Genomic DNA, 23,250 nt, shown 5'->3' on the forward strand with positions numbered 1-23,250 from the left:
AAAGGAGGAACATAAATGGAAGCTAGAGCTATAGCTAAATATGTTAGAATGTCTCCAACAAAAGTAGGAGTAGTTCTTGATTTAATAAGAGGAAAAAATATTCAAGAGGCTTTCGCTATTTTACAATATACTCCAAAAGATGCAGCTGTTGTTATAAATAAAGTTTTAAAATCAGCTGTTGCTAATGCAGAAAATAATCATGAAATGGACGTAGAAAGATTATATGTAGCAGAAGCATTCGTTGGTGCAGGTCCAACATTAAAGAGATTTAGACCAATGGATCACGGAAAAGCATTTAGAATTAACAAGAGAACAAGTAATATAACACTTGTAGTTAAAGAAAGAGCTTAGAAAGAAGGAGGGAAATCAAGTGGGTCAAAAAGTACATCCTCACGGACTTAGAGTAGGAGTTATCAAAGATTGGGATGCTAAGTGGTATGCTTCAAAGAAGAACTTTGCAGACAATCTAATAGAAGATAACAAGATCAGAGAATTCGTAAAGAAAGAACTTTTCTCAGCTGGTATTTCAAAGATTGAAATTGAAAGAGCTGCTAAGAGAGTTAAGTTAAATATATATACTGCTAAACCAGGTGTTATAATCGGAAAAGGTGGAGCAGGAATAGAAGCTTTAAAAGCTAAATTAGCTAAAGTAACTGATAACAAAAACTTATTAATAAATATAGTTGAAGTTAAAAATGCTGAAGCAGATGCTCAATTAATGGCAGAAAATATAGCTGCACAATTAGAAAAAAGAGTATCATTTAGAAGAGCTATGAAACAAAGCATCCAAAGAGCTATGAAACTTGGAGCTAAAGGTGTTAAGACAGCTTGCTCAGGTAGATTAGGTGGAGCTGAAATAGCTAGAACTGAACAATATCATGAAGGAACAATTCCACTACAAACTTTAAGAGCAGATATCGATTATGGATTTGCTGAAGCTGATACAACTTATGGAAAGATCGGTGTGAAAGTTTGGGTTTATAATGGAGAAGTTCTTCCAACTAAAAAAGTTGAAAAGAAGGAAGAAGTTAACGCATAAGAAAGGAGGAATTAGTCATGTTAATGCCTAAGAGAGTTAAGCATCGTAAGGTACAACGTGGTAGAATGAAAGGAAAAGCTACAAGAGGTAATTTCCTTGCATACGGAGATTTTGGTATTCAAGCTACAACTTGTGGTTGGATAACTAGTAATCAAATAGAATCTGCCAGAATTGCTATAAACAGATATATCAGAAGAGGAGGAAAACTTTGGATAAAGATTTTCCCAGATAAGCCAGTAACTGAGAAACCAGCTGAAACAAGAATGGGTTCAGGTAAAGGTTCACCAGAATATTGGGTAGCAGTAGTTAAACCTGGTAGAGTTTTATTCGAACTATCAGGAGTTAATGAAGAAGTTGCAAGAGAAGCTATGAGACTTGCATCACACAAGCTTCCTGTAAAGTGTAAATTCGTTACAAGAAGAGATTTTGAGGAAATGGGTGGTGAAGAATAATGAAGGCTAGAGAATTAAAAGAATTAAGAGCAAATAATCCTCAAGATTTAAAGGTTAAATTAAATGACCTTAAGGCTGAGTTATTCAACTTAAGATTCCAATTAGCTACAGGTCAATTAGAAAATCCTATGAGAATAAGAGAAGTAAAAAAATCTATAGCCCAAATCAAAACCATCATAAGAGAAGAAGAGATCAGGGCTTTCGAGCAGTAAATCTGAAAGGAGGTAACTCTTAATGGAAAGAGGATTAAGAAAGAAAAAAATAGGTAGAGTTGTTTCAGATAAAATGGATAAGACAATAGTTGTTGCTGTTGAAACTAAGGTTAGACACCCATTATATGGTAAGACAGTTAATAGAACAACTAAGTTTAAAGCTCATGATGAAAACAATGAAGCTAAAATGAATGATAGAGTTTTAATTATGGAAACTAGACCATTATCTAAAGATAAGAGATGGAGACTTGTTGAAATAGTTGAAAAAGCTAAATAGGCTTTAAGACTGAAAGGAGGGTAATTCAATGATACAACAACAAACCTTACTAAAGGTAGCAGATAACTCAGGTGCAAAGGAAATAATGTGCATAAGAGTTTTAGGCGGATCAAAGAGAAAGTTCGGTAACATTGGAGATGTAATAGTTGCTAGCGTTAAAAGTGCAACACCAGGCGGAGTTGTTAAAAAAGGAGACGTTGTAAAAGCTGTTATAGTTAGATCAGTTAGAGGATTAAGAAGAGCTGATGGTTCATACATTAAGTTTGATGAAAATGCAGCTGTTATTATAAAGGATGATAAGCAACCAAGAGGAACTCGTATCTTCGGACCAGTTGCTAGGGAGCTAAGAGATAACGAATTTAACAAGATTTTATCATTAGCACCTGAAGTTCTATAATAGAGGAGGTGTCTCATTTGAAGGTACATGTTAGAAAGAACGACACAGTTGTAGTTGTTTCAGGTAAAGATAAAGGAAAAACTGGTGAAGTTTTAAAAGTATATCCTAAAACAGGCAAAGTTATTGTTCAAGGAGTTAATATAGTTAAAAAGCACCAAAAGCCAACTAGAGCTAATGCTCAAGGCGGAATAATTGAAAGAGAAGGAGCTATATACAGCTCAAAAGTTATGTTATACTGCACAAAATGCAAAAATGCTACAAGAATTAGCAACAAAATCTTAGAGGACGGTACTAAGGTTAGAGCTTGTAAGAAGTGTGGAGAAACATTCTAGAATCTGAAAGGAGGTACTAATTATGACAACAAGACTTCAAGAGAAGTATCAAAAAGAAGTAATTCCAGCTATGATTGAAAAGTTCGGATATAAAAATATAATGGAAGTTCCAAAGCTTGAAAAAATAGTTATCAACATGGGAGTTGGAGAAGCTAAGGACAATCAAAAAATATTAGAAGCTGCAGTTAATGATTTAAGCATAATTGCAGGTCAAAAGCCAATCTTAACTAGAGCAAAGAAATCAGTTGCTAACTTCAAGATAAGAGAAAACATGGCTTTAGGATGTAAGGTTACATTAAGAAAGGCAAAGATGTATGAATTTGCTGATAAATTAATGGCTATTGCTCTTCCAAGAGTTAGAGATTTCAGAGGAGTTTCAAGCAAAGCTTTTGATGGTAGAGGAAACTACTCACTAGGAGTAAAAGAGCAATTAATATTCCCAGAAATTGAATACGATAAAATCGATAAGGTTAGAGGAATGGATATTATCTTCGTAACAACAGCTAACACTGACGAAGAAGCAAGAGAATTATTAAGATTCCTTGGTATGCCATTTGCTCAATAATAAGGAGGGAAAACCGTGGCACGTAAGGCTATTATTGAAAAGTGGAAAAAAGAACCTAAATATAAAACAAGAGCTTATACAAGATGCAGAATATGTGGAAGACCACATTCAGTATTAAAGAAGTTCGGTATTTGCCGTATATGTTTTAGAGAACTTGCTTATAAGGGTCAAATCCCTGGTTGTAAGAAAGCAAGTTGGTAAGAAACTGATGTAGTGAAAGGAGGCACATTAAATGGTTATGACAGATCCTATCGCAGATTTGCTAACACGTATTAGAAATGCAAATGCTGTAAGACATGAAGTAGTAGAAGTTCCTTCATCAAATATGAAGAAGGCTGTTGCAAATATATTATTACAAGAGGGATATATTAAAGAATTAGAGGAATATAACGATGGTGTTGTTCCAATGTTAAGAATATCTCTTAAATATGGCGCAGATAAAGAAAGAGTTATAACTGGTATAAAGAGAATATCTAAACCAGGACTAAGAGTTTACTGCAAGAAAGATGAAATTCCAAAGGTACTAAGCGGACTAGGAATTGCTATAATATCAACTTCATCAGGTTTATTAGTTGATAGAGAAGCAAGAAAAGCTGGATTAGGCGGAGAAGTAGTTTGCTACGTTTGGTAATTTCCAAAGTAGAAAGTAACTAGATTAACATATATCAGAACAAGTAAAACAGGAGGTGCGATTATGTCAAGAGTAGGTAGATTACCTATAGCTATACCTGCAGGCGTAACTGTAGCTGTTTCAGCAGATAACGTTGTTTCAGTTAAGGGTCCAAAGGGCGAACTTGTTAAAGCTATGAATAAAGACATGAATATAGCAGTTGAAAACAACCAAGTTGTTGTAACTAGACCTAGCGATCAAAAAGAGCACAGAGCTCTTCATGGTTTAACTAGAGCGTTAATCAATAACATGATAATCGGAGTTGAAAAAGGATTTGAAAAGAGCTTAGAACTAATTGGTGTTGGTTACAGAGCTCAATTACAAGGTAAAAAGCTTGTAATGAACTTAGGATATTCACATCCAGTTGAAATAGAACCAATCGAAGGTGTAACTTTCGAAACTCCAGCTGCAACTAAAGTTGTTGTTAAGGGTATCGATAAGGAAAAGGTTGGAGCAGCTGCGGCTGATATAAGATCATGGAGAAAACCTGAACCATATAAGGGTAAAGGAATTAAATATGATAACGAAGTAATCAGACGTAAAGAAGGTAAAACTGGTAAGAAATAATAGAAAGGAGTGAAATCTTTATGTTCAAAAAGGTAGACAGAAAAGCTAGTAGAGAAAGACGTCACCTAAGAGTACGTAAGAAAATTTCTGGTACTCCTGAAAGACCAAGACTTTCAGTATATAGAAGTGAAAAAAACATATATGCTCAAATTATAGATGATGTAAATTCAGTAACTTTAGTTTCAGCTTCAAGCTTAGATAAAGCATTCGATGCAAAATCAGGTGGCAACAAAGAAGCAGCTAAAATGGTTGGTGAATTAGTAGCTAAGAAAGCTTTAGAAAAGGGAATTTCAGAAGTTGTATTCGATAGAGGTGGATACGTATATCACGGAAGAGTTCAAACTTTAGCTGAAGCTGCAAGAGAAGCAGGCTTAAAATTCTAATAAACAAGGAGGGAAATACATGAGAATCGATCCTAGCACACTAGACCTTAAGGAAAAGGTTGTTAACATAAACAGAGTAACTAAGGTTGTTAAGGGTGGTAGAAACTTCAGATTCAGCGCTTTAGTAGTTGTAGGTGACGAAAACGGACACGTAGGCGTTGGAATGGGTAAGTCAATAGAAATCCCAGAAGCAATTAAAAAAGGAATAGAAGACGCTAAGAAACATTTAGTAAGTGTTGCAATAGTTGGAACAACTGTTCCTCATCAAATATATGGAAAATTCGGAACTGGTAAGGTTCTTATAATGCCAGCTAAAGAAGGTACAGGAGTTATCGCTGGAGGTCCAGCAAGATCTGTATTAGAATTAGCAGGATTAAAGGATGTTAGAGCTAAGTCATTAGGTTCAAACAATCCTAAAAACATGGTAAATGCTACAATTAACGGTTTAGCAAGCTTAAGAACAGCTGAAGATATAGCTAAATTAAGAGGCAAAACTGTAGAAGAAATTTTAGGTTAGGAGGGAAAAGCAATGGCAAAAATTAAAGTTACTCTAGTAAAGAGTTTAATTGGAAGAAAGAAAGACCATATTGCTACTGCACATGCCCTTGGACTTAAAAAGATCGGTAAGACAGTAGAACATGAAGAAACTCCTCAAATCAGAGGAATGATCAACAAAGTTGACTATCTACTAAAAGTAGAAGAAGTTTAATAAGAGGAGGTGCATTGAGTAATGAAACTTCATGAATTAAAACCAGCAGCAGGAAGTAAGAAAGCTCCAAAGAGAGTTGGTAGAGGTACTGGTTCAGGTTTAGGTAGAAATGCCGGAAAAGGTGAAAAAGGCCAAAATGCTAGATCAGGCGGTGGCGTAAGACCAGGATTTGAAGGCGGTCAAATGCCATTATACAGAAGACTTCCTAAGAGAGGATTTACAAATATATTTGCTAAGCAATATGTTAGCATTAATGTTGACAGATTAAATATATTTGAAAATGGAACAGAAATAACACCAGAAGTTTTACTTGAAAGAAGAGTTATCAACAAAGTAAAAGATGGAGTTAAGATTTTAGGAAACGGAACATTAGAGAAGAGCCTAACTGTTAAAGGATGTAAGTTCTCAAAATCAGCGGCTGAAAAGATAGAAGCAGCTGGAGGAAAAGTTGAGGTGATTTAGTATGCTATCAACCCTACGTAATGCCTGGAAGGTTCCCGAATTAAGAAAGAGATTTATATGGACTATATTTTTAGTTGCAATTTTCAGGATAGGAACGCATATTCCTGTTCCTGGAATTAGCACAGATGTTTTAAAAGATTTAGCTAGCAGTGGAACTATATTTGGTTTTTATGATTTGTTATCTGGTGGAGCGTTTAGACAATTTAGTATATTTGCTTTAAGTGTAACACCATATATTAATGCCTCAATAATAGTTCAATTATTGACTATAGCAATACCATCTTTAGAGCAACTTTCTAAAGAGGGTGAAGAAGGCAGAAAGAAGATACAAAAGATAACAAGAATATTATCAATAGTTATAGGATTTGTTCTTGCTTTTGGAACATATAGCATGGTTGCAGCAAAAGGTGCAGCAGTTGGAATGCAATGGACTGGAATGGTTGTTGTATTAGTAGCATTAGTTGCAGGATCAACATTCTGTATGTGGTTAGGTGATCAAATCACAGCTAAAGGTTTTGGAAATGGTATATCCATATTAATATTCGTGAATATAGTATCTCAGTTACCTATAACTTTAATGTCATTATTTACATTAAAGGATCAAGGGAAAATTGATATAATTGAAATTTTACTATTTGTAGTTTTTGCAATTGCATTATTAGGAGTAGTAATATTCTTCTCATTAGCAGAAAGAAGAATTCCAGTCCAATATGCTGGTAAAGCTGTTGGAAATAAAGTTATGAGAGGGCAAAGCACTCACATACCTTTAAGTATAATTGGATCAGCTGTTATAGCAATAATCTTTGCTATGTCAGTTATGATGTTCCCTAAAACAATTGCAGAATTTTTCCCGAATACAACTTGGGTACAAAGTGTGGTTACAAGTAAGTATAGTATTTTTAATGAAAAAACATGGATGTATCCAGTAGCTTATTCATTATTAACTATTTTCTTCACTTGGTTCTATACACAAATTACATTTAAGCCTGATGAAATGGCAGAAAATCTGCATAAGTCAGCAGGATTTGTACCAGGAATTAGACCGGGAGATGCAACTGAAAAGTATTTTGAAAAAGTACTTACTAAAGTATCATTAGTTGGAGGAGTATTCGCTGCTTTACTAGCAATACTACCAATATTAATTTCAAATACGCAATTACAAGGAATTCAATTTGGTGGTACATCATTATTAATTATGGTTGGAGTTGGACTTGATTTTTCAAGACAATTAGACTCACAATTAGTAATGAGACATTATCAAGGATTCTTAAAATAGATTAATAATGGAGATGATGCCCGTGAAGATAGTATTATTAGGTCCTCCTGGAGCAGGAAAGGGAACACAGGCAAAATCAATTAGTAATAGATACTCAATACCACATATTTCTACTGGGGATATTTTTAGAAAGAATATTTCTGAAAACACTCCATTAGGGGTAGAAGCTAAGAAGCACATCGATAAAGGACAGTTAGTACCAGATGAAGTTACTATTAATATGGTAAAAGATAGACTGCAACAAGATGACTGTAAAAATGGTTACTTATTAGATGGTTTCCCAAGAACAGTCAATCAAGCAGAAGCACTTCAAGAATTTCTTTTAGAAAGAAATGAAAATCTTGATACTGCTTTACTAATTGAAGTACCTACTGGATTTATATTAGAAAGAATGACAGGTAGAAGAGTTTGTCCATCATGTGGAGCTAGCTATCATATAAAATTTAATCCACCAGCTATTGTAGGAAAATGCGATGTTTGTGGAAGTGATATAATCCAAAGAAAAGATGATACAGAAGAAACTGTATCTGAAAGACTTGATGTGTATGAGAGACAGACACAACCACTGATTGATTTTTATAAAGAAAGAAACTTACTTTCAATTGTAGATGGAACAAAAGCTATTAATGAAGTATTCGAAGGTATCTGTAATATCTTAGGGAGTGTTGAATAATGATAATCATTAAAAACAACAAAGAGATTGATCTAATGAGATCAGCAGGTAAAATAGTAGCAGAAACACTACTACTAGTTGAAGAAAAAGTAAGACCAGGAATAACTACTGCTGAAATAGACAGGATAGCAGAAGAATTTATAACTAAGCATGGAGCAAAGCCTTCATTTAAAGGGCTGTATGGATTTCCAGCTTCACTATGTATATCTGTTAACGAGCAAGTAGTTCATGGGATCCCAGGAGGTTATGTATTAAAAGATGGAGATATAGTTAGTGTAGACTGTGGCGCTTATCTTAATGGCTTTCACGGAGATGCTGCAAGAACATTTGCAGTAGGAAATGTTAGTGAAGAAGCTAATAAGTTAATTAAAGTAACTGAACAAAGTTTCTTTAAAGGCATAGAATATGCTAAGGTTGGCAACAGACTTACTGATATATCACATGGAATACAAAGCTACATAGAAGCTTCAGGTTTCGCTGTAGTAAGAGATTTCGTAGGACACGGTATAGGTAGAGTTGTACACGAAGATCCAGATGTACCTAACTTTGGTAAACCCGGTAGAGGTCCAAAGTTGGTTCAAGGAATGGCTTTAGCCATTGAACCTATGGTTAATTCAGGAAGCTATAAAGTAAAAACATTAAATGATGACTGGACTGTAGTAACTAGTGATGGAAGTCTATCTGCACACTACGAAAATACTATTGTAATTTTACCAGATGGACCCGAAATATTAACACTGATTAAATAAGTGTTGCTTAGTTATAAATTCGCATGATACCAAAAGGTGGCTTGTAGATTTATGGCTAAGGTAATCATCGAGGTGAAAAGTTTGCAAAACAATGACTTAATTGGGAAAATGGTTCTTTCAAAAACAGGAAGAGATAAAAATCATTTATATGTGATAATAGGTCATTTAAGTGATAATTATGTAATTCTTAGTAATGGGAGCACTAAAACAGTTCAGATGCCTAAAAAAAAGAATTTAAAACATATAAATGTTTTAGAGGATGTAGATGATGAGATTAAAGCATCTATCATATCAAAAGATAGAGGTACTGATTTAAAAATAAAAAGATTTCTAAAACTTAAAGGCATTGTTAAGGAGGGTTGATTACCTTATGTCAAAAGATGATGTAATAGAAATGCAAGGTACAGTACTAGAAGCACTACCAAATGCTATGTTCCAAGTTGAACTAGAGAGTGGTCACAAGATTCTAGCACATATATCAGGAAAATTAAGAATGAACTTCATAAGAATTCTACCAGGAGATAAGGTTACAATAGAACTTTCTCCATACGATTTAACAAGAGGTAGAATTACATGGAGAGCTAAATAAAGGTAGCAAAAGACTACCACGAAGTATTACAAGGAGGGTTAGCGATGAAAGTAAGACCATCAGTTAAGCCTATTTGCGAAAAGTGCAAGATTATAAGAAGAAAAGGAAAAGTAATGGTTATCTGTGAAAATCCTAAGCACAAGCAAAAACAAGGCTAATACAATCAAAGTATAGGCAAAAAAGTATTATTTTACTATGTAAAATTTATTGACTTTTCACTTAAAGTCAAATATGATTATATAGGCATTTAATTAAGCGGATAAATTTTAGGTGCGGCTGACAGTAGAGATATGCTCTACTGACCTAGGATTTTATATATAAAATACACACATATAATTAAAGTTGTATGCATTTCAATATCAGGAGGTGTAAGTTTTAATGGCAAGAATTTCAGGCGTAGACCTACCAAGAGAAAAAAGAGTTGAAATAGGTCTAACATATATATACGGTATAGGACTTTCTACTTCACATAAGATTTTAGCAGAAACAGGAGTTAATCCTGACACAAGAGTTAAGGATCTTACAGAAGAAGAAGTAACAAAAATTAGAGAATACGTAAAGACTTTAACAATTGAAGGTGACTTAAGAAGAGAAGTTGCTTTAAACATTAAAAGATTAGTAGAAATTGGATGTTACAGAGGAATAAGACATAGAAAAGGTCTTCCAGTTAGAGGTCAAAAGACTAAGACTAACGCAAGAACTAGAAAAGGTCCAAAGAAAACTATCGCAAATAAGAAGAAGTAGTGAGGAGGGAATTCGATGGCTCAAAAAGTTAAAAAGACTAGAAGAAGAAAAGAAAGAAAGAACGTTGAGCATGGTGCTGCACACATCAAATCAACTTTCAATAACTCAATAGTTACTTTAACTGATGCGGCAGGAAATGCTCTATCATGGTCAAGCGCAGGAGCTTTAGGCTTCAGAGGATCAAGAAAGAGTACTCCATTCGCAGCTCAAATGGCAGCAGAAACAGCAGCTAAAGCAGCTATGGAACACGGATTAAAGAGTATAGAAGTATATGTAAAGGGACCAGGAGCTGGAAGAGAAGCAGCTATAAGATCTTTACAAGCGGCAGGATTAGAAGTAACTTTAATTAAAGACGTTACTCCAATCCCACACAACGGATGTAGACCACCAAAGAGAAGAAGAGTCTAGTATTCATATAGGAGGTGTAATTAATGGCAAGATATACTGGAGCTACATGTAGATTATGTAGAAGAGAAGGTATGAAATTATTCCTTAAAGGGGATAGATGTTATACAGATAAATGTGCTTTTGTTAGAAGAAGTTATGCACCAGGACAACATGGAGCAGCTAAGAAAAAACTATCTAACTATGGCGTACAATTAAGAGAAAAGCAAAAAGCTAGAAGAATATACGGAGTATTAGAAAGCCAATTCAGAGCTTACTATGAAAAGGCTGATCATATGAAGGGTATCACTGGTGAAAACTTACTTAAGTTATTAGAAATGAGATTAGATAACGTTGTTTACAGACTAGGTTATGGTGCTTCAAGAGCTGAAGCTAGACAATTAGTTAATCATGGACATTTCTTAGTAAATGGTAAGAAAGTTGACATTCCTTCATACAAGGTTTCTGTTAACGATGAAATATTAGTAACAGAAAAGAGCAGAGGAACTGAAAAATTCAAGACATTTATTGAAAATCCAAAGACATTACCAAAGTGGTTAGAAGCAAATGTTGAAAATTATTCAGGTAAAATAGTTGCTGAGCCATCAAGAGAAGATATTGACGTTCCAGTTAATGAAACTCTTATCGTTGAGTTATACAGCAAGTAATAGTTTAGTATTTGTATTGTTAAGATTTTTCTTACAATACAAATATATAAGCAGTTGCCCTCAGAATAATGTTGCCATTTAAAATATAAGGAGGGTTTGTGCATGTTAGAAATCGAAAAGCCAATAATAGAATGTATAGAAGCAAATGAAAATGGTACTTATGGTAAATATGTAGTTGAACCATTGGAAAGAGGATATGGTATAACTCTTGGAAATGCTTTAAGAAGAATACTTTTATCATCACTTCCAGGTGCAGCTCCAACTTCAGTAAAGATAGATGGAGTACTACATGAATTTTCAACTGTACAAGGTGTTAAAGAAGATGTTACAGAAATAATCTTAAACATTAAATCTTTAGCATTAATTATGAATGGTGAAGGTCCAAAGACAATATATATAGATGCTCAAGGACCAGGAGTAGTTACAGGTGCAGATATTAAAACTGATGGAGATGTTGAAGTTGTAAGCAAGGATCTTCATATTGCTACATTAGATGATAATGCAAAGTTATATATGGAGATTACAGTTAATAGAGGAAGAGGATATGTTACTCAAAATAAAAATAAGAGTGAAGACCTTCCATTATCAGCTATAGCTGTTGACTCAATTTATACACCAGTAAAAAGAGTTAATTTTACTGTTGAAAATACAAGAGTTGGTCAAATTACTGACTACGATAAATTAACTTTAGAAATCTGGACTAATGGAACTATAAAGATTGATGAAGCTATAAGCTTATCAGCAAAAATACTTATAGAACATTTCAAATTATTTATGTCATTAGGAGATAGTACTAATGATGTAGAGATTATGATAGAAAAAGAAGAAGATAAAAAAGAGAAAGTACTAGAAATGACTGTAGAAGAGCTAGATTTATCAGTTAGATCATATAACTGTTTAAAGAGAGCTGGAATAAATACAGTTCAAGAACTTGCTGGAAAATCAATGGATGATATGATGAAGGTAAGAAATCTAGGAAAGAAATCTTTAGAGGAAGTCGAAAGAAAGCTTAAGGAATTAGGCTTAGGATTAAGACTAAACGATGAGTAAGGAGGTAAATCCACATGGCAGGTTATCGTAAATTAGGTCGTCCTACTGACCAAAGAAGAGCTATGCTAAGAAGCCTTGTTACAAGCTTTTTAAAGCATGGTAAAATAGAAACAACTGAAACAAGAGCAAAAGAAACAAGAAAATTAGCTGAAAAGATGATCACTTTAGCAAAAAGAGGTGACCTTCACGCTAGAAGACAAGTTTTAGCTTTTGTAAATGAAGAAGAAGTAGTTCAAAACCTATTTGACAATGTTGCTCCAAAGTACGCAGAAAGAAATGGTGGATACACTAGAATGTACAAAAAGGGTCCAAGAAGAGGGGACGGAGCAGAAGTTGTTATACTTGAATTAGTATAATATACAGGGGATTAAGTTAATAACTTAGTCCCCATTTTTACATATTCAAATTTAAATATTATATAAGATCTTATAAATTTATTATAAAGTAATTGTAATTAAGCAAATGTATATTATAATATTCTTATGTTAAATGTATATACACTAATAAGTTTTTATATAATATTTAAGATATAAGTTAAGCGATAAGTTAAGCGATAAAAGGAGGGCTATATATGAAAGAAACAATGATTAAATGTAATGATGTATCTTTTAAATATAGAGCACATGAGGGAGAAGAGGAAAGATACGCTGTAAATGGCGTTAGTTTTGAAGTTGAAAAGGGTGAATTCTTAGTAGTTTTAGGTCATAATGGATCAGGGAAATCTACTATAGCTAAGCATATGAATGCGTTACTTATGCCTTCTGAAGGCACTGTAATTGTAGATAGTTTAGATACATCGGATCCTAATAATTTATGGAAAATAAGAGCAAAGGCTGGAATGGTTTTTCAAAATCCTGATAACCAGTTAGTAGCAACTATAGTTGAAGAAGATGTTGCTTTTGGACCCGAAAATCTAGGTGTTCCTCCAGAAGAAATAAGAAAAAGAGTAGATGAAAGTTTAAAAAAAGTTGGAATGTATGAATATAGAAGACATGCACCTCATTTGCTTTCAGGTGGACAAAAGCAAAGAATTGCGATAGCTGGAATTTTAGCTATGAAGCCAGAATGCATAATTTTTGATGAGCCTACTGCAATGTTAGATCCTTCAGGAAGAAGAGAAGTATTAAATAATATTAAAGAAATAAACGAGAAATATGGGATTACTATAGTTCTTATAACTCATTATATGGATGAAGCAGCACAGGCAGATAGGGTACTTGTTATGGATGATGGAAAGATAATTTTGGAGGGAAAACCAAGAGAAGTGTTTTCTAATGTAAAGCAAATGAAGGACATCGGTTTAGATGTTCCTCAAGTTACTGAACTTTGTTATGAATTAAAGAATAACGGTATAAATATAGATACAAATATTTTAAATGTAGATGAAATGGTGGATGCGTTATGTCAATTAAAATAGAGAACTTAGTACATGTATATATGCCAAAGTCCCCTTTTGAAAAAGTGGCTTTAAATAATGTTAATATAGAGATAAATGAAGGTGAATTTGTTGCACTTATTGGTCATACGGGATCGGGCAAATCAACGTTAATTCAACATATGAATGGATTGCTTAAGCCCACATCAGGAAGAATAATAGTTGATGGGGAAGACATTACAAAGGAAGGTGTAAGGCTTACTGATATTAGAAAAAAGGTAGGGTTAGTATTCCAATATCCAGAATATCAATTATTTGAAGAAACTATAGAAAAAGATATAGAATTTGGGCCAAGAAATCTAGGTTTATCCGATGAAGAGATAACAAAAAGAGTAAAAAGGTCTATGGAAATGGTGGGGCTTGATTATGATACTTATAGAAATAAGTCTCCATTTGATTTAAGTGGAGGGCAGAAGAGAAGAGTAGCGATAGCAGGTGTAATTGCTATGGAACCTAAAGTCCTTATATTAGATGAGCCAACAGCAGGTTTAGATCCAAAAGGTAGAGATGATATTCTAAATCAAATAAAGATATTACATGATGAATATAAAATGACTATAATATTAGTTAGCCATAGCATGGAGGATGTAGGTAAGCTTGCTGAAAGAATAATAGTTATGAATAAGGGAGCGGTAGCTTTAGAAGGAGCACCGGCTAAAGTATTTAAGGAAGTTGAAACATTAGAAAATATAGGTCTTGCAGTTCCACAAGTAACTTACCTTATGCGAGAATTAAAAAGAAGAGGATTTAATGTTTCAGATGAAGTTTATACTATAGAGCAAGGAAAAGAAGAGCTATTAAGAATATTAAAGGAAGTTAAGAGCTAGGGGGAGCAAAAATGATAAAAGATATAACTATAGGTCAATACATACCAGGTGAAACTTTTGTTCATAAGTTAGATCCTAGAACAAAGATACTATTATCAATATTATTTATTATATCCTTATTTGTCGTAGATAAGTTTATTGGATATATATTAATTGTTGGGTTTTTAGCATTAACAGTATATATTGCTAAATTGCCACCTAGATATTTATATAAGGGATTAAAGCCTGTATTTTTTCTTATAATATTTACTGCGGTTTTAAATATTTTTATGATTAAGGGAACAGCAGATACACTAATATTTGAGCTAGGATTTTTGAAAGTATATGAAGAAGGATTAAGAACAGCTGCATTTATGGCATTAAGACTTATCTTCTTAATAATGGGTACATCTGTACTGACATTAACAACATCACCAATCGAACTAACAGATGGTATAGAAAGACTATTAAGGCCAATTGGTAAAGAAATAGCTCATGAACTTGCAATGATGATGACGATAGCATTAAGATTTATACCAACATTAATGGATGAAACAGATAAAATAATGATGGCACAAAAAGCAAGAGGAGCGGATTTTGAAACTGGCGGAATAATTCAAAAGGCAAAAAGTCTGATACCATTATTAGTACCACTATTTATTAGTTCATTTAGAAGAGCTGATGAACTTGCAATGGCAATGGAAGCTAGAGCTTATAGAGGTGGCAATGGAAGAACAAGAATGAAACAGCTGAAATTTACAAATAGAGATGCTATAGCATTTGCTGTATTTTCTATTTTATTTGTAGGAAGTTTATTGGTTAGATTTGCTATTTAAGTAATATGAGCAAAGGTGATTAAAAATATGAGAAATATTAAACTAACTTTAGAATATGATGGAACAAATTATTTAGGATGGCAAAAGCAAAAGATAGGAGCAACAATTCAAGAAACATTAGAAGAGGCTATTAGCCTCTTAACTAATGAAGCGGTTGAGGTTATCGGAAGTTCAAGAACAGATGCTGGAGTTCACGCAAGAGGATTTGTAGCTAATTTTAAAACCAATAGTAAAATACCATCAGAAAAATTTAGAGAAGCTATTAATTATAGATTACCTAATGATATAGTAATTTTAAAATCTGAGGAAGTAGAAGAAGATTTTCATTCAAGATATAGTGCAAAAGGGAAGACTTATTCTTATTCTATATTAAATAGAGATGTTAATTCTGCAATAGGAAAAGATTATGTGTATCATGTAAAGCGTAAATTAGATATAGGAGATATGAAAGAATCATGTAAATACTTTATAGGAACTAAAGATTTTATGGCATTTAAGAGTAGTGGAAGTTCGGTAAAGACAACTGTAAGAACAATATCAGATTTACATATAGATGTACAAAATGACGTAATAAAAATTTATGTTACTGGTGATGGCTTTTTATATAATATGGTAAGAATAATAGTTGGAACATTAATAATGGTGGGATCTAATAAAATTGATCCAATAGAAGTGCAAAATATAATACACAGTAAAGATAGAAAAAAAGCCGGAATATGTGTCCCAGCAACTGGCTTAGTATTAGAAAAAGTTTATTATTAGAATATAACAATGATTTTAAATAATTAGTTTAAATAATTAGTTTAAATAATTAATTAAAATAATTACTTAAAATAGTTGACACGCCCGTAAGCGTGTATTATAATAATGTATGTTTGTTAGAATAATTTATGTATATAAGATCCACTAGCCCCGGGTCTTGACATAAAAGCAGTACTTAATAAGTAAAGCACAAATGTAAGTTCAGGGAGGGAAAAACATGAAATCATACATTGCTAAAGCACAAGAAGTTGAAAGAAAATGGTATGTTGTTGACGCTGCTGGAAAGCCACTAGGAAGAGTTGCTAGCCAAGTTGCATCAATTTTAAGAGGAAAAAATAAACCAACATTTACACCAAATGTTGACTGTGGAGATTTCGTTATCGTAATCAATGCAGAAAAGGTTGTTTTAACTGGTAAGAAGTTAGATCAAAAATTAATGAGAAAGCACAGCTTATATCCAGGTGGATTAAAAGAGACTCCATACAGAGAAGTATTAGCAAAGAAGCCTGAATTCGCTTTCGAAGAAGCTGTAAGAAGAATGCTTCCAACAGGAGTTTTAGGAAGAAAAATGCTTAAGAAGCTAAAAGTATATAGAGGTACTGAGCACGGACATGATGCTCAAAAACCAGAAGTACTTGAATTAAAGTACTAATACGCGCTCGGGAGGAGGAATAAAAAATGGCAAAAGTTCAATACATGGGTACTGGAAGAAGAAAAAAATCAATCGCAAGAGTTAGACTTGTACCAGGAAACGGTAAAGTAGTTATAAATAATAGAGAAATAGAAAACTATTTCGGTTTAGAAACTTTAAGAATGATAGTTAACCAACCATTAGTTTTAACTGGAACTAAGGATAGATTTGACGTTTTAGTTAACGTTCACGGTGGTGGATTCACAGGTCAAGCTGGAGCTATCAGACACGGAATAACTAGAGCTTTAGTAAAAGCTGACGAAAACTTAAAGCCAGAATTAAAGAAGGCAGGTTTCGTAACTAGAGATCCAAGAATGAAAGAAAGAAAGAAATACGGTCTTAAAAAGGCAAGAAGAGCTCCACAATTCTCAAAGAGATAATATATGGAACTTCAAAAATCCCACAAACCTTATGGTTGTGGGATTTATTTTTTTTATTTTAATTTATAATAGTGTTAAACTTTTGAAGCTAGAAAGAGTGAGAATTATAGGGATAGAAACTATATGAGACAATATCAGAAGAGATTCTTTTTATATATGAAAAAGATAGTGAAATGAATATATGCATTTTTACTGTTATTCCAAAAGAAATGTAAGAAAAATTAACAGAAGATGTTAGAACCAAGTTTGTTCATATAGGATGCAAGTAGCGAAAGGTTTATACAAATAGGAGAAATGTTAGTAAGAATTTTTACAGTTTATTGTTATAGCAAATGAAAAGAAAAAGGTGCTTTGGAGAGCTTAATTGGCTTATAGAGCATAGTGGTAATTGGAAATATAGATAATATAAGCTAGAGATTAACTTCAGCTAATATATCTTAAAAACATAAAAGTTCAAATTAAGAATATAAAAACTAAATAAAGTAAGTTTTACTATATTAAAATCATGTTAAAAATATATTTAATTACTTAACAAATGTAAAAAAATATTGTAAACTAAAAATGTAAAAATAATGTTGAAAAGGAGAATAACTTTGGAATCATTAAAGGTTATTATACAGTTACTTGGCGGACTAGGTCTATTTATTTATGGTATGAAAATAATGGGAGACGGCTTAGAAAATGCTGCTGGTGATGGATTAAAGTCAATTCTTGAAAAAGTAACTAAAAATCCAATTATAGCTGTTATAGTGGGAGCAATAGTTACAGCAGTAATACAAAGTAGTAGCGCTACAACTGTAATGGTAGTTGGATTTGTAAATGCAGGGCTAATGAATTTAGCTCAAGCGGCAGGGATTATAATGGGTGCCAATATAGGTACTACAATTACTGCACAATTAGTTGCATTTAAATTAGATCAGATTGCTCCATTATTTGTTTTTGTAGGGGCGTTTATGGTTATGTTTGCTATGGGTAAAAAGAGAAAAGACATAGGTAACATAATATTAGGTTTCGGTATACTATTTGTTGGAATGGGGCAAATGAGTGCTGCAATGAAACCTTTAACTGCTTCACCTATTTTCAATAATATCTTATCAACAGTAGGAGATAAGTGGTATTTAGGAATTATAGCAGGAGCAGTTATAACAGCTATTCTACAAAGTTCATCAGCAACTACAGGGATTTTAGTAGCTTTAGCAACTGCAGGAGCAATTAATATATATGATGCCCTTCCTATAGTATTTGGATGTAATATAGGCACATGTATTACTGCAATGCTTGCATCAGTTGGTACAAATAAGACTGCACATAAAGCTGCAATTTTACATTTAATATTTAATTTAGGCGGTACGTTAATATTTATACCGGTGTTAATTAGTGGTATTTTAGGTGATGTAGTATCAACTATAAGCCCAGAAGATGTTAGTAGACAAATTGCTAATGCTCATACAGTCTTTAATATAGTAAATACTGCAATAATGCTACCTTTAACTGGCATATTGATTAAAACTGTAAATAGAATTATTCCAGGAGATGATGAAGAGGATAAACCAGGACCAAAGTATATAGATGATAGATTATTAGAAACTCCTGTTATAGCAGCAGGACAAGTTGCTAAAGAAACATTAAGAATGGCTAAGAAAGCTAAGAAAGGATTAGCTTTAGCATTAGAAGCTTTTGAAAAAAATGATGAAAAGCTAATTAAAAAAGTTTATGACAATGAAGTTATTATAAATACATTAAATGAAGCTATCACAAATTATTTAGTTAAGCTTTCTAAATGTGACTTATCTGATAAAGAGCTAAGTATAGTAGCGGCAACATTCCATGTTATAAATGATATAGAAAGAATAGGTGATCATGCTGAAAATATAGCAGATTTAACATCACAAAAAATTTCTAAAAAACTTGAATATAGTAATCAAGCATTAGAACAAATAAATAATATGTATAATAAAACTAATGAGGCTTTACAAGTAGCTATAGATAGCTATGCAAAAAAGGATGTAGAAAAGGCTAAAAGTATTGAAGACATAGAATCAGAAGTTGATAGATTACAAAAGAAATATAGAGAACTTCATATAAAGAGACTTTATGATGGAACTTGTAATGCATATGCAGGAGCTATATTCTTAGATTTATTAAGTAATTTAGAAAGAATTTCAGACCATTCAACAAACATAGCAGAAAGTGTTATAGAAAATAGCTAAAAATATAAAAATCTCTAGTATAGGATATTAAATCCTAATACTGGGGATTTTTTTATTAGAAAGAAAAATCAATAATATGGACATAATATTTTTACAAGTACTTTTATAAATATTATGGAGGCAAACAAATGAAAAAATTACAATCAATAATTTTATGTATAATTATATCACTATCATGTATTGTACCTATCAAAGTTTTTGCAGAAGAAACAAATCAAAAGATAATACTAATTGATCCAGGACATGGTGGATTTGATGGTGGGGCAAAATCAAAATCAGGTGTGATAGAAAAAGATATAAACCTTCAAATAAGCTTAAAGCTTAAGGATGTTTTAGAGAATAAGGGATATAAGGTTTATTTAACAAGAGAAGGAGATCAGGGCTTAGAAAAAAAGGGGGCTACAATAAAAGAAAAGAAGAGGGAAGATCTTAAAAAGAGAAGAGATTTAAAGGCTGAGACAAAGTGTGATGTTTTTGTGTCAATTCATCAAAATATGTTTCCGCAATCTAAATGTTACGGAGCTCAAGTTTGGCATGCATCTAATGAAATAAGTAAAAAGCTAGCTGATAATATACAAGAATCAATTAAGGAGACAGTTAAGGATAATAATAAAAGAGTATCAAAACCTGCTGGAGATTCTTATTTAATATTAAGAGATAAGTATGAAGGTGCATCTGTTTTAGTAGAATGTGGATTTTTATCTAATCCAGAAGAGGAGCAAAGGCTACAAACAGAAGAACATCAAAATGCAATAGTTCAAGGAATATCATTGGGAATAGACAAATATTTTGAAGAAATAAATAAAATAGTAAATTAATAAGATGGTTTCCTGGGAAATATATAAAAAGATGTTGTCGAAAAAGTTTTTTATATTATATTAAGTAAAAGCAAGATATATTACATTTGTATAATATATCTTGCTTTATTTTATTAACAATTAATGTTGATGAAATTTAATTATTATATATACTTTGGTTATGTAGCTTATAGCCTTAAATATTAAATTAGATAATCAAATATTTATTTAAGAAAAAATAAAGCTGTTTACCTTGAGGCTGTTTGGAGGTATTTCTTTAAAATTAATGAAAGTAATTAAAGTATAAATTATAAATAAGACTAAAATAGCAATAATAAAATAAACTATAAATTTAGCAATTTTACTTAAATTTATATTCATTACATACTCTCCTTAAACATGTTTATTAATATATAGTTTTTATTATTTAAAAATATGATAAAATATTTATGAAAAGCTTTATATTGATATAAATATGAATAAGTTGTTTTTGACTTTTGATAAAAAATAGATGCATTACTGATATATCTATAAAGTTTTTTGAAATATATAAATTTTCAACTAGTATAATTTAATATTTTAACAAAAAATACATTAAGTTAGGGAGAGGATATATTTATGAAGACTATATGTGTTGAAAAAATTAAAGATGCTATTAAGGGATTGTGCATAGATTCAAATTATAATTTATCTAATGATGTGTATGAAGCTTTAAGTATTGCTAAAAGGGAAGAAACTTGGGGATTAGCTAATGATATACTGGATAAAATAATGATAAACTCAGAAGTGGCAAGGAATGAAAAAATGCCAATGTGTCAAGATACAGGTATAGCATGTGTTTTTATGGAGATTGGACAAGATGTTCATATAGTAGGAGGAAGTCTTGAAGAGGCTATAAACGAAGGTGTTAGAAGAGGATATGAAGAAGGATATTTAAGAAAATCTGTAGTTAAGGATCCTATAGATAGGGTCAATACCAATGATAATACTCCAGCTATAATATATTATGATATAGTTCCTGGTGATAAAGTAAAAATAACTGTTGCCCCAAAAGGATTTGGTTCAGAAAATATGAGTCAAATAAAGATGCTTAAACCTTCGGATGGAATACAAGGAGTTAAGGATTTTATAATAAAGGTAGTAAAAGAAGCTGGTCCTAATCCATGCCCTCCTATGATTATAGGGGTAGGCATAGGGGGAACATTCGATAAAGCTGCATATTTAGCAAAAAAAGCCTTATTAAGACCTATAAATAATGGACATAATAATAAGTTCTATAGTGATTTAGAGGAAGAGCTACTAAAAGAAATAAATAGTCTTGGAATAGGGCCACAAGGTTTTGGTGGAAAGACCACGGCGTTAGGTCTTAATATTGAAACATATCCAACACATATAGCAGGATTGCCTGTGGCTGTAAATATAAGTTGTCATGCAACTAGGCACAAAGAAATAATTTTATAGGGGGATAAAATTGTGGAAAATAAAGAAATAAGAAAAGAAACTGTGGAAAAAAAAATAAATACTCCTTTAACATATGAAAAAATAAAAGATTTAAGAGTAGGAGACACAATTTTACTAACAGGTACTATATATTCAGCTAGAGATGCAGCACATAAGAGATTAGTTGATTTACTAGATTCAGGCGATGATTTACCAATAAATATTGAAGGAGAGACTATATATTATGTAGGACCAAGTCCAGCAAAAGAAGGACAAGTTATAGGATCAGCTGGACCAACTACAAGCTATAGAATGGATGCGTATTCACCTAGGTTACTAGATTTAGGGCTAAAGGCAATGATAGGAAAAGGTGCTAGAAACCAAGAGGTAGTTGATTCAATAGTAAAAAATAAGGCTATATATCTAGGGGCAATTGGAGGCGCTGCTGCATTAATTTCTAAAAGTATAGTTTCATCAGAGATAATTGCATATGAAGATTTAGGTGCAGAAGCTATTAGAAAAATGGAAGTGATAGATATGCCTTTAATAGTTATAATAGATGTAAACGGTAATAACTTATATAAAGAAGGGCAAAGGGCTTATTTAAATTCAATATGATAATTGGTAAGAAGCTTTCATTTGCTTTAATATAAGTATATTGATTTTATAAATTTGAATAAAAAAATTACCCCCGTATTAGAGAAAAATAAAACCTAATATATGGGGGTAAAATTATTGTATATTTTACAAAATAATTAATATTAAATTTTATGGAATCCCTTTCCATTGACTTCAGAAACATCTATTATTGTAATAAATGCTTTAGGATCTATTCTTAATATTTTACTCTTCAAATGTATCATTTGAGATGATGTTACAGCAATATAAAGCATTTTCTTAAGCTCATGAGTGTACTCACCTTCAGCAATTAGAGAAGTAACTCCTCTATTCATATCTTTAATAACATACTCTATTATTTCTTGTTCTTTTTCAGTTAATATTAATAGTAACTTTTTACTATTAAATCCATTAATAACTTTATCCACTATAGTTCCTTGAACAAACATAGAAATCAAAGTATATAGAGCTTTAGGAAGACCAAAAATTAATGCGCCTATAAAAACTATTATACAGTTAATAGCGAAGCTAAGCTTACCTATTTCAAAGTTAGAATACTTCTTCCTAAGCACCATTGTTATGATATCAGTCCCTCCAGTTGAACCATTTCTTGAAAAAACTAACCCATAGCCTAAACCACATAAAACTCCACCGTAAATACAATAAAGTAATATATCATCTACTTTAACTAAATTAGATAAGGGTTTTGTGATTATAAGTGAAATTGATAGCGAGATCATCCCAACTGCAGAGTATATAGTAAATCTCTTATTTAGCATTTTATAACTTATAAAAAATAAAGGAATATTAATTATAAATACAGTTATACCAGAAGGTACTTCAGCTAAATATTGTAAAATAAGTGCTATGCCAGTAGCGCCACCACTAAGTAATTGAGCATTAACTAAGAATAAATTAACTCCAAGAGATGCTATTACACATCCAACAAAAATAAAAAAGAAATCTAAAATCATGTGTTTGTTAATTGTAAGTTTATGTAACATATAAAACTCCTTAAAATTATCTGTTAGAAATATACACTAAAATTATATATTAAATACTATCGAATGTTAATAA

The 23,250-nt window shown here is 32.0% G+C and carries 37 protein-coding genes; 36 read left to right on the top strand and 1 reads right to left on the bottom strand.

The features are described from left to right. Nucleotides 1–15: 15 nt before the first annotated feature. From rplV to I2A75_RS11975, 36 genes are all read left to right on the top strand, one after another. Complete coding sequence (gene rplV, locus I2A75_RS11800; protein WP_008681188.1) at nucleotides 16–351, top strand: 50S ribosomal protein L22; 336 nt, start codon at nucleotides 16–18, stop codon at nucleotides 349–351. Nucleotides 352–370: 19 nt separating this feature from the next. Continuing rightward, nucleotides 371–1,039 (top strand): 30S ribosomal protein S3, encoded by a 669-nt coding sequence (gene rpsC, locus I2A75_RS11805; protein WP_195264686.1) that lies wholly within the window; start codon nucleotides 371–373, stop codon nucleotides 1,037–1,039. Between the two features lie 17 nt (nucleotides 1,040–1,056). Then, the gene (gene rplP, locus I2A75_RS11810) at nucleotides 1,057–1,491 is read left to right on the top strand and encodes a 50S ribosomal protein L16 (RefSeq protein WP_008681186.1); all 435 of its coding nucleotides are present in this window, start codon (nucleotides 1,057–1,059) and stop codon (nucleotides 1,489–1,491) included. Further along, nucleotides 1,491–1,703, top strand: a complete 213-nt coding sequence (gene rpmC, locus I2A75_RS11815) for a 50S ribosomal protein L29 (protein ID WP_008681185.1) — start codon at nucleotides 1,491–1,493, stop codon at nucleotides 1,701–1,703. The genes rplP and rpmC overlap by 1 nt, the downstream gene beginning before the upstream one ends. 22 nt (nucleotides 1,704–1,725) lie before the next feature. Beyond that, the gene (rpsQ, locus tag I2A75_RS11820) at nucleotides 1,726–1,980 is read left to right on the top strand and encodes a 30S ribosomal protein S17 (protein ID WP_008681184.1); all 255 of its coding nucleotides are present in this window, start codon (nucleotides 1,726–1,728) and stop codon (nucleotides 1,978–1,980) included. Between the two features lie 28 nt (nucleotides 1,981–2,008). Then, the gene (gene rplN, locus I2A75_RS11825) at nucleotides 2,009–2,377 is read left to right on the top strand and encodes a 50S ribosomal protein L14 (protein ID WP_008681183.1); all 369 of its coding nucleotides are present in this window, start codon (nucleotides 2,009–2,011) and stop codon (nucleotides 2,375–2,377) included. A gap of 17 nt (nucleotides 2,378–2,394) precedes the next feature. Next, the gene (rplX, locus tag I2A75_RS11830; protein ID WP_195264688.1) at nucleotides 2,395–2,709 is read left to right on the top strand and encodes a 50S ribosomal protein L24; all 315 of its coding nucleotides are present in this window, start codon (nucleotides 2,395–2,397) and stop codon (nucleotides 2,707–2,709) included. Nucleotides 2,710–2,731: 22 nt separating this feature from the next. Continuing rightward, entirely contained in the window at nucleotides 2,732–3,274 is a 543-nt protein-coding gene (rplE, locus tag I2A75_RS11835; RefSeq protein ID WP_008681180.1) for a 50S ribosomal protein L5, read from the top strand. A 15-nt stretch (nucleotides 3,275–3,289) separates the two neighbouring features. After that, nucleotides 3,290–3,475: a type Z 30S ribosomal protein S14 gene (locus I2A75_RS11840; protein ID WP_008681179.1), complete on the top strand. Its 186-nt coding sequence runs from the start codon at nucleotides 3,290–3,292 to the stop codon at nucleotides 3,473–3,475. A gap of 31 nt (nucleotides 3,476–3,506) precedes the next feature. Further along, the gene (rpsH, locus tag I2A75_RS11845) at nucleotides 3,507–3,905 is read left to right on the top strand and encodes a 30S ribosomal protein S8 (RefSeq protein WP_016205888.1); all 399 of its coding nucleotides are present in this window, start codon (nucleotides 3,507–3,509) and stop codon (nucleotides 3,903–3,905) included. Nucleotides 3,906–3,968: 63 nt separating this feature from the next. Beyond that, nucleotides 3,969–4,511 carry a 50S ribosomal protein L6 gene (gene rplF / locus I2A75_RS11850; RefSeq protein ID WP_008681175.1) on the top strand — a complete coding sequence of 181 codons (543 nt, stop codon included), beginning with the start codon at nucleotides 3,969–3,971 and terminating at the stop codon, nucleotides 4,509–4,511. 20 nt (nucleotides 4,512–4,531) lie between these two features. Continuing rightward, nucleotides 4,532–4,894, top strand: a complete 363-nt coding sequence (rplR, locus tag I2A75_RS11855; protein ID WP_195264690.1) for a 50S ribosomal protein L18 — start codon at nucleotides 4,532–4,534, stop codon at nucleotides 4,892–4,894. A gap of 19 nt (nucleotides 4,895–4,913) precedes the next feature. Beyond that, nucleotides 4,914–5,411: a 30S ribosomal protein S5 gene (gene rpsE / locus I2A75_RS11860; protein ID WP_008681172.1), complete on the top strand. Its 498-nt coding sequence runs from the start codon at nucleotides 4,914–4,916 to the stop codon at nucleotides 5,409–5,411. Nucleotides 5,412–5,423: 12 nt separating this feature from the next. Continuing rightward, on the top strand, nucleotides 5,424–5,603 hold the full coding sequence (gene rpmD / locus I2A75_RS11865; RefSeq protein ID WP_008681171.1) for a 50S ribosomal protein L30: 180 nt from the start codon (nucleotides 5,424–5,426) through the stop codon (nucleotides 5,601–5,603). Nucleotides 5,604–5,624: 21 nt separating this feature from the next. Continuing rightward, the gene (gene rplO / locus I2A75_RS11870; protein WP_008681170.1) at nucleotides 5,625–6,065 is read left to right on the top strand and encodes a 50S ribosomal protein L15; all 441 of its coding nucleotides are present in this window, start codon (nucleotides 5,625–5,627) and stop codon (nucleotides 6,063–6,065) included. Nucleotide 6,066: 1 nt separating this feature from the next. After that, nucleotides 6,067–7,341 carry a preprotein translocase subunit SecY gene (gene secY, locus I2A75_RS11875; RefSeq protein WP_195264702.1) on the top strand — a complete coding sequence of 425 codons (1,275 nt, stop codon included), beginning with the start codon at nucleotides 6,067–6,069 and terminating at the stop codon, nucleotides 7,339–7,341. A 22-nt stretch (nucleotides 7,342–7,363) separates the two neighbouring features. Beyond that, nucleotides 7,364–8,014, top strand: coding sequence for an adenylate kinase (locus I2A75_RS11880; protein ID WP_195264704.1), 651 nt, complete (start codon nucleotides 7,364–7,366; stop codon nucleotides 8,012–8,014). Further along, nucleotides 8,014–8,763 (top strand): type I methionyl aminopeptidase, encoded by a 750-nt coding sequence (gene map / locus I2A75_RS11885; RefSeq protein WP_195264706.1) that lies wholly within the window; start codon nucleotides 8,014–8,016, stop codon nucleotides 8,761–8,763. Before I2A75_RS11880 ends, map begins: the two co-directional genes overlap by 1 nt. Nucleotides 8,764–8,814: 51 nt before the next feature. Beyond that, a complete protein-coding gene (locus tag I2A75_RS11890; protein WP_195264707.1) occupies nucleotides 8,815–9,126 on the top strand; it encodes a KOW domain-containing RNA-binding protein in 312 nt (103 codons plus the stop codon). 7 nt (nucleotides 9,127–9,133) lie between these two features. Next, a complete protein-coding gene (gene infA, locus I2A75_RS11895) occupies nucleotides 9,134–9,352 on the top strand; it encodes a translation initiation factor IF-1 (RefSeq protein WP_066889870.1) in 219 nt (72 codons plus the stop codon). A gap of 44 nt (nucleotides 9,353–9,396) precedes the next feature. Further along, nucleotides 9,397–9,510 carry a 50S ribosomal protein L36 gene (rpmJ, locus tag I2A75_RS11900; protein ID WP_016205879.1) on the top strand — a complete coding sequence of 38 codons (114 nt, stop codon included), beginning with the start codon at nucleotides 9,397–9,399 and terminating at the stop codon, nucleotides 9,508–9,510. 220 nt (nucleotides 9,511–9,730) lie between these two features. Then, a complete protein-coding gene (gene rpsM / locus I2A75_RS11905) occupies nucleotides 9,731–10,096 on the top strand; it encodes a 30S ribosomal protein S13 (RefSeq protein WP_016205878.1) in 366 nt (121 codons plus the stop codon). A gap of 15 nt (nucleotides 10,097–10,111) precedes the next feature. Further along, the gene (rpsK, locus tag I2A75_RS11910) at nucleotides 10,112–10,504 is read left to right on the top strand and encodes a 30S ribosomal protein S11 (protein ID WP_008681161.1); all 393 of its coding nucleotides are present in this window, start codon (nucleotides 10,112–10,114) and stop codon (nucleotides 10,502–10,504) included. Between the two features lie 23 nt (nucleotides 10,505–10,527). After that, the gene (gene rpsD, locus I2A75_RS11915) at nucleotides 10,528–11,148 is read left to right on the top strand and encodes a 30S ribosomal protein S4 (protein ID WP_195264718.1); all 621 of its coding nucleotides are present in this window, start codon (nucleotides 10,528–10,530) and stop codon (nucleotides 11,146–11,148) included. A gap of 102 nt (nucleotides 11,149–11,250) precedes the next feature. Next, on the top strand, nucleotides 11,251–12,198 hold the full coding sequence (locus I2A75_RS11920) for a DNA-directed RNA polymerase subunit alpha (protein ID WP_097033900.1): 948 nt from the start codon (nucleotides 11,251–11,253) through the stop codon (nucleotides 12,196–12,198). A 14-nt stretch (nucleotides 12,199–12,212) separates the two neighbouring features. Then, the gene (rplQ, locus tag I2A75_RS11925; protein ID WP_008681157.1) at nucleotides 12,213–12,554 is read left to right on the top strand and encodes a 50S ribosomal protein L17; all 342 of its coding nucleotides are present in this window, start codon (nucleotides 12,213–12,215) and stop codon (nucleotides 12,552–12,554) included. 215 nt (nucleotides 12,555–12,769) lie between these two features. Next, nucleotides 12,770–13,615, top strand: a complete 846-nt coding sequence (locus I2A75_RS11930) for an energy-coupling factor transporter ATPase (RefSeq protein ID WP_195264719.1) — start codon at nucleotides 12,770–12,772, stop codon at nucleotides 13,613–13,615. Next, the gene (locus I2A75_RS11935) at nucleotides 13,600–14,460 is read left to right on the top strand and encodes an energy-coupling factor transporter ATPase (RefSeq protein ID WP_195264721.1); all 861 of its coding nucleotides are present in this window, start codon (nucleotides 13,600–13,602) and stop codon (nucleotides 14,458–14,460) included. The genes I2A75_RS11930 and I2A75_RS11935 overlap by 16 nt, the downstream gene beginning before the upstream one ends. A gap of 11 nt (nucleotides 14,461–14,471) precedes the next feature. Further along, on the top strand, nucleotides 14,472–15,275 hold the full coding sequence (locus I2A75_RS11940) for an energy-coupling factor transporter transmembrane component T (protein WP_195264722.1): 804 nt from the start codon (nucleotides 14,472–14,474) through the stop codon (nucleotides 15,273–15,275). A gap of 27 nt (nucleotides 15,276–15,302) precedes the next feature. Continuing rightward, the gene (gene truA / locus I2A75_RS11945) at nucleotides 15,303–16,037 is read left to right on the top strand and encodes a tRNA pseudouridine(38-40) synthase TruA (RefSeq protein ID WP_195264724.1); all 735 of its coding nucleotides are present in this window, start codon (nucleotides 15,303–15,305) and stop codon (nucleotides 16,035–16,037) included. A gap of 217 nt (nucleotides 16,038–16,254) precedes the next feature. Then, entirely contained in the window at nucleotides 16,255–16,689 is a 435-nt protein-coding gene (gene rplM, locus I2A75_RS11950; RefSeq protein WP_008681152.1) for a 50S ribosomal protein L13, read from the top strand. A 26-nt stretch (nucleotides 16,690–16,715) separates the two neighbouring features. Next, complete coding sequence (rpsI, locus tag I2A75_RS11955; protein ID WP_195264727.1) at nucleotides 16,716–17,108, top strand: 30S ribosomal protein S9; 393 nt, start codon at nucleotides 16,716–16,718, stop codon at nucleotides 17,106–17,108. Nucleotides 17,109–17,701: 593 nt separating this feature from the next. Next, nucleotides 17,702–19,318 carry a Na/Pi cotransporter family protein gene (locus I2A75_RS11960; protein ID WP_195264729.1) on the top strand — a complete coding sequence of 539 codons (1,617 nt, stop codon included), beginning with the start codon at nucleotides 17,702–17,704 and terminating at the stop codon, nucleotides 19,316–19,318. Nucleotides 19,319–19,446: 128 nt separating this feature from the next. Further along, nucleotides 19,447–20,136: an N-acetylmuramoyl-L-alanine amidase CwlD gene (gene cwlD / locus I2A75_RS11965; protein WP_195264731.1), complete on the top strand. Its 690-nt coding sequence runs from the start codon at nucleotides 19,447–19,449 to the stop codon at nucleotides 20,134–20,136. Between the two features lie 597 nt (nucleotides 20,137–20,733). Next, a complete protein-coding gene (locus I2A75_RS11970; protein WP_195264733.1) occupies nucleotides 20,734–21,576 on the top strand; it encodes a fumarate hydratase in 843 nt (280 codons plus the stop codon). Nucleotides 21,577–21,618: 42 nt separating this feature from the next. Continuing rightward, the gene (locus tag I2A75_RS11975; RefSeq protein WP_347707767.1) at nucleotides 21,619–22,173 is read left to right on the top strand and encodes a Fe-S-containing hydro-lyase; all 555 of its coding nucleotides are present in this window, start codon (nucleotides 21,619–21,621) and stop codon (nucleotides 22,171–22,173) included. 143 nt (nucleotides 22,174–22,316) lie between these two features. Here the strand turns inward: I2A75_RS11975 and I2A75_RS11980 are convergent, their stop codons facing one another. Further along, complete coding sequence (locus I2A75_RS11980) at nucleotides 22,317–23,177, bottom strand: YitT family protein (RefSeq protein ID WP_195264737.1); 861 nt, start codon at nucleotides 23,175–23,177, stop codon at nucleotides 22,317–22,319. Between the last annotated feature and the right edge of the window lie 73 nt (nucleotides 23,178–23,250).

Origin of the sequence: Clostridium sp. 1001275B_160808_H3, assembly GCF_015550425.1 — a bacterium.
In the GTDB taxonomy this organism is placed as follows: domain Bacteria; phylum Bacillota; class Clostridia; order Clostridiales; family Clostridiaceae; genus Clostridium.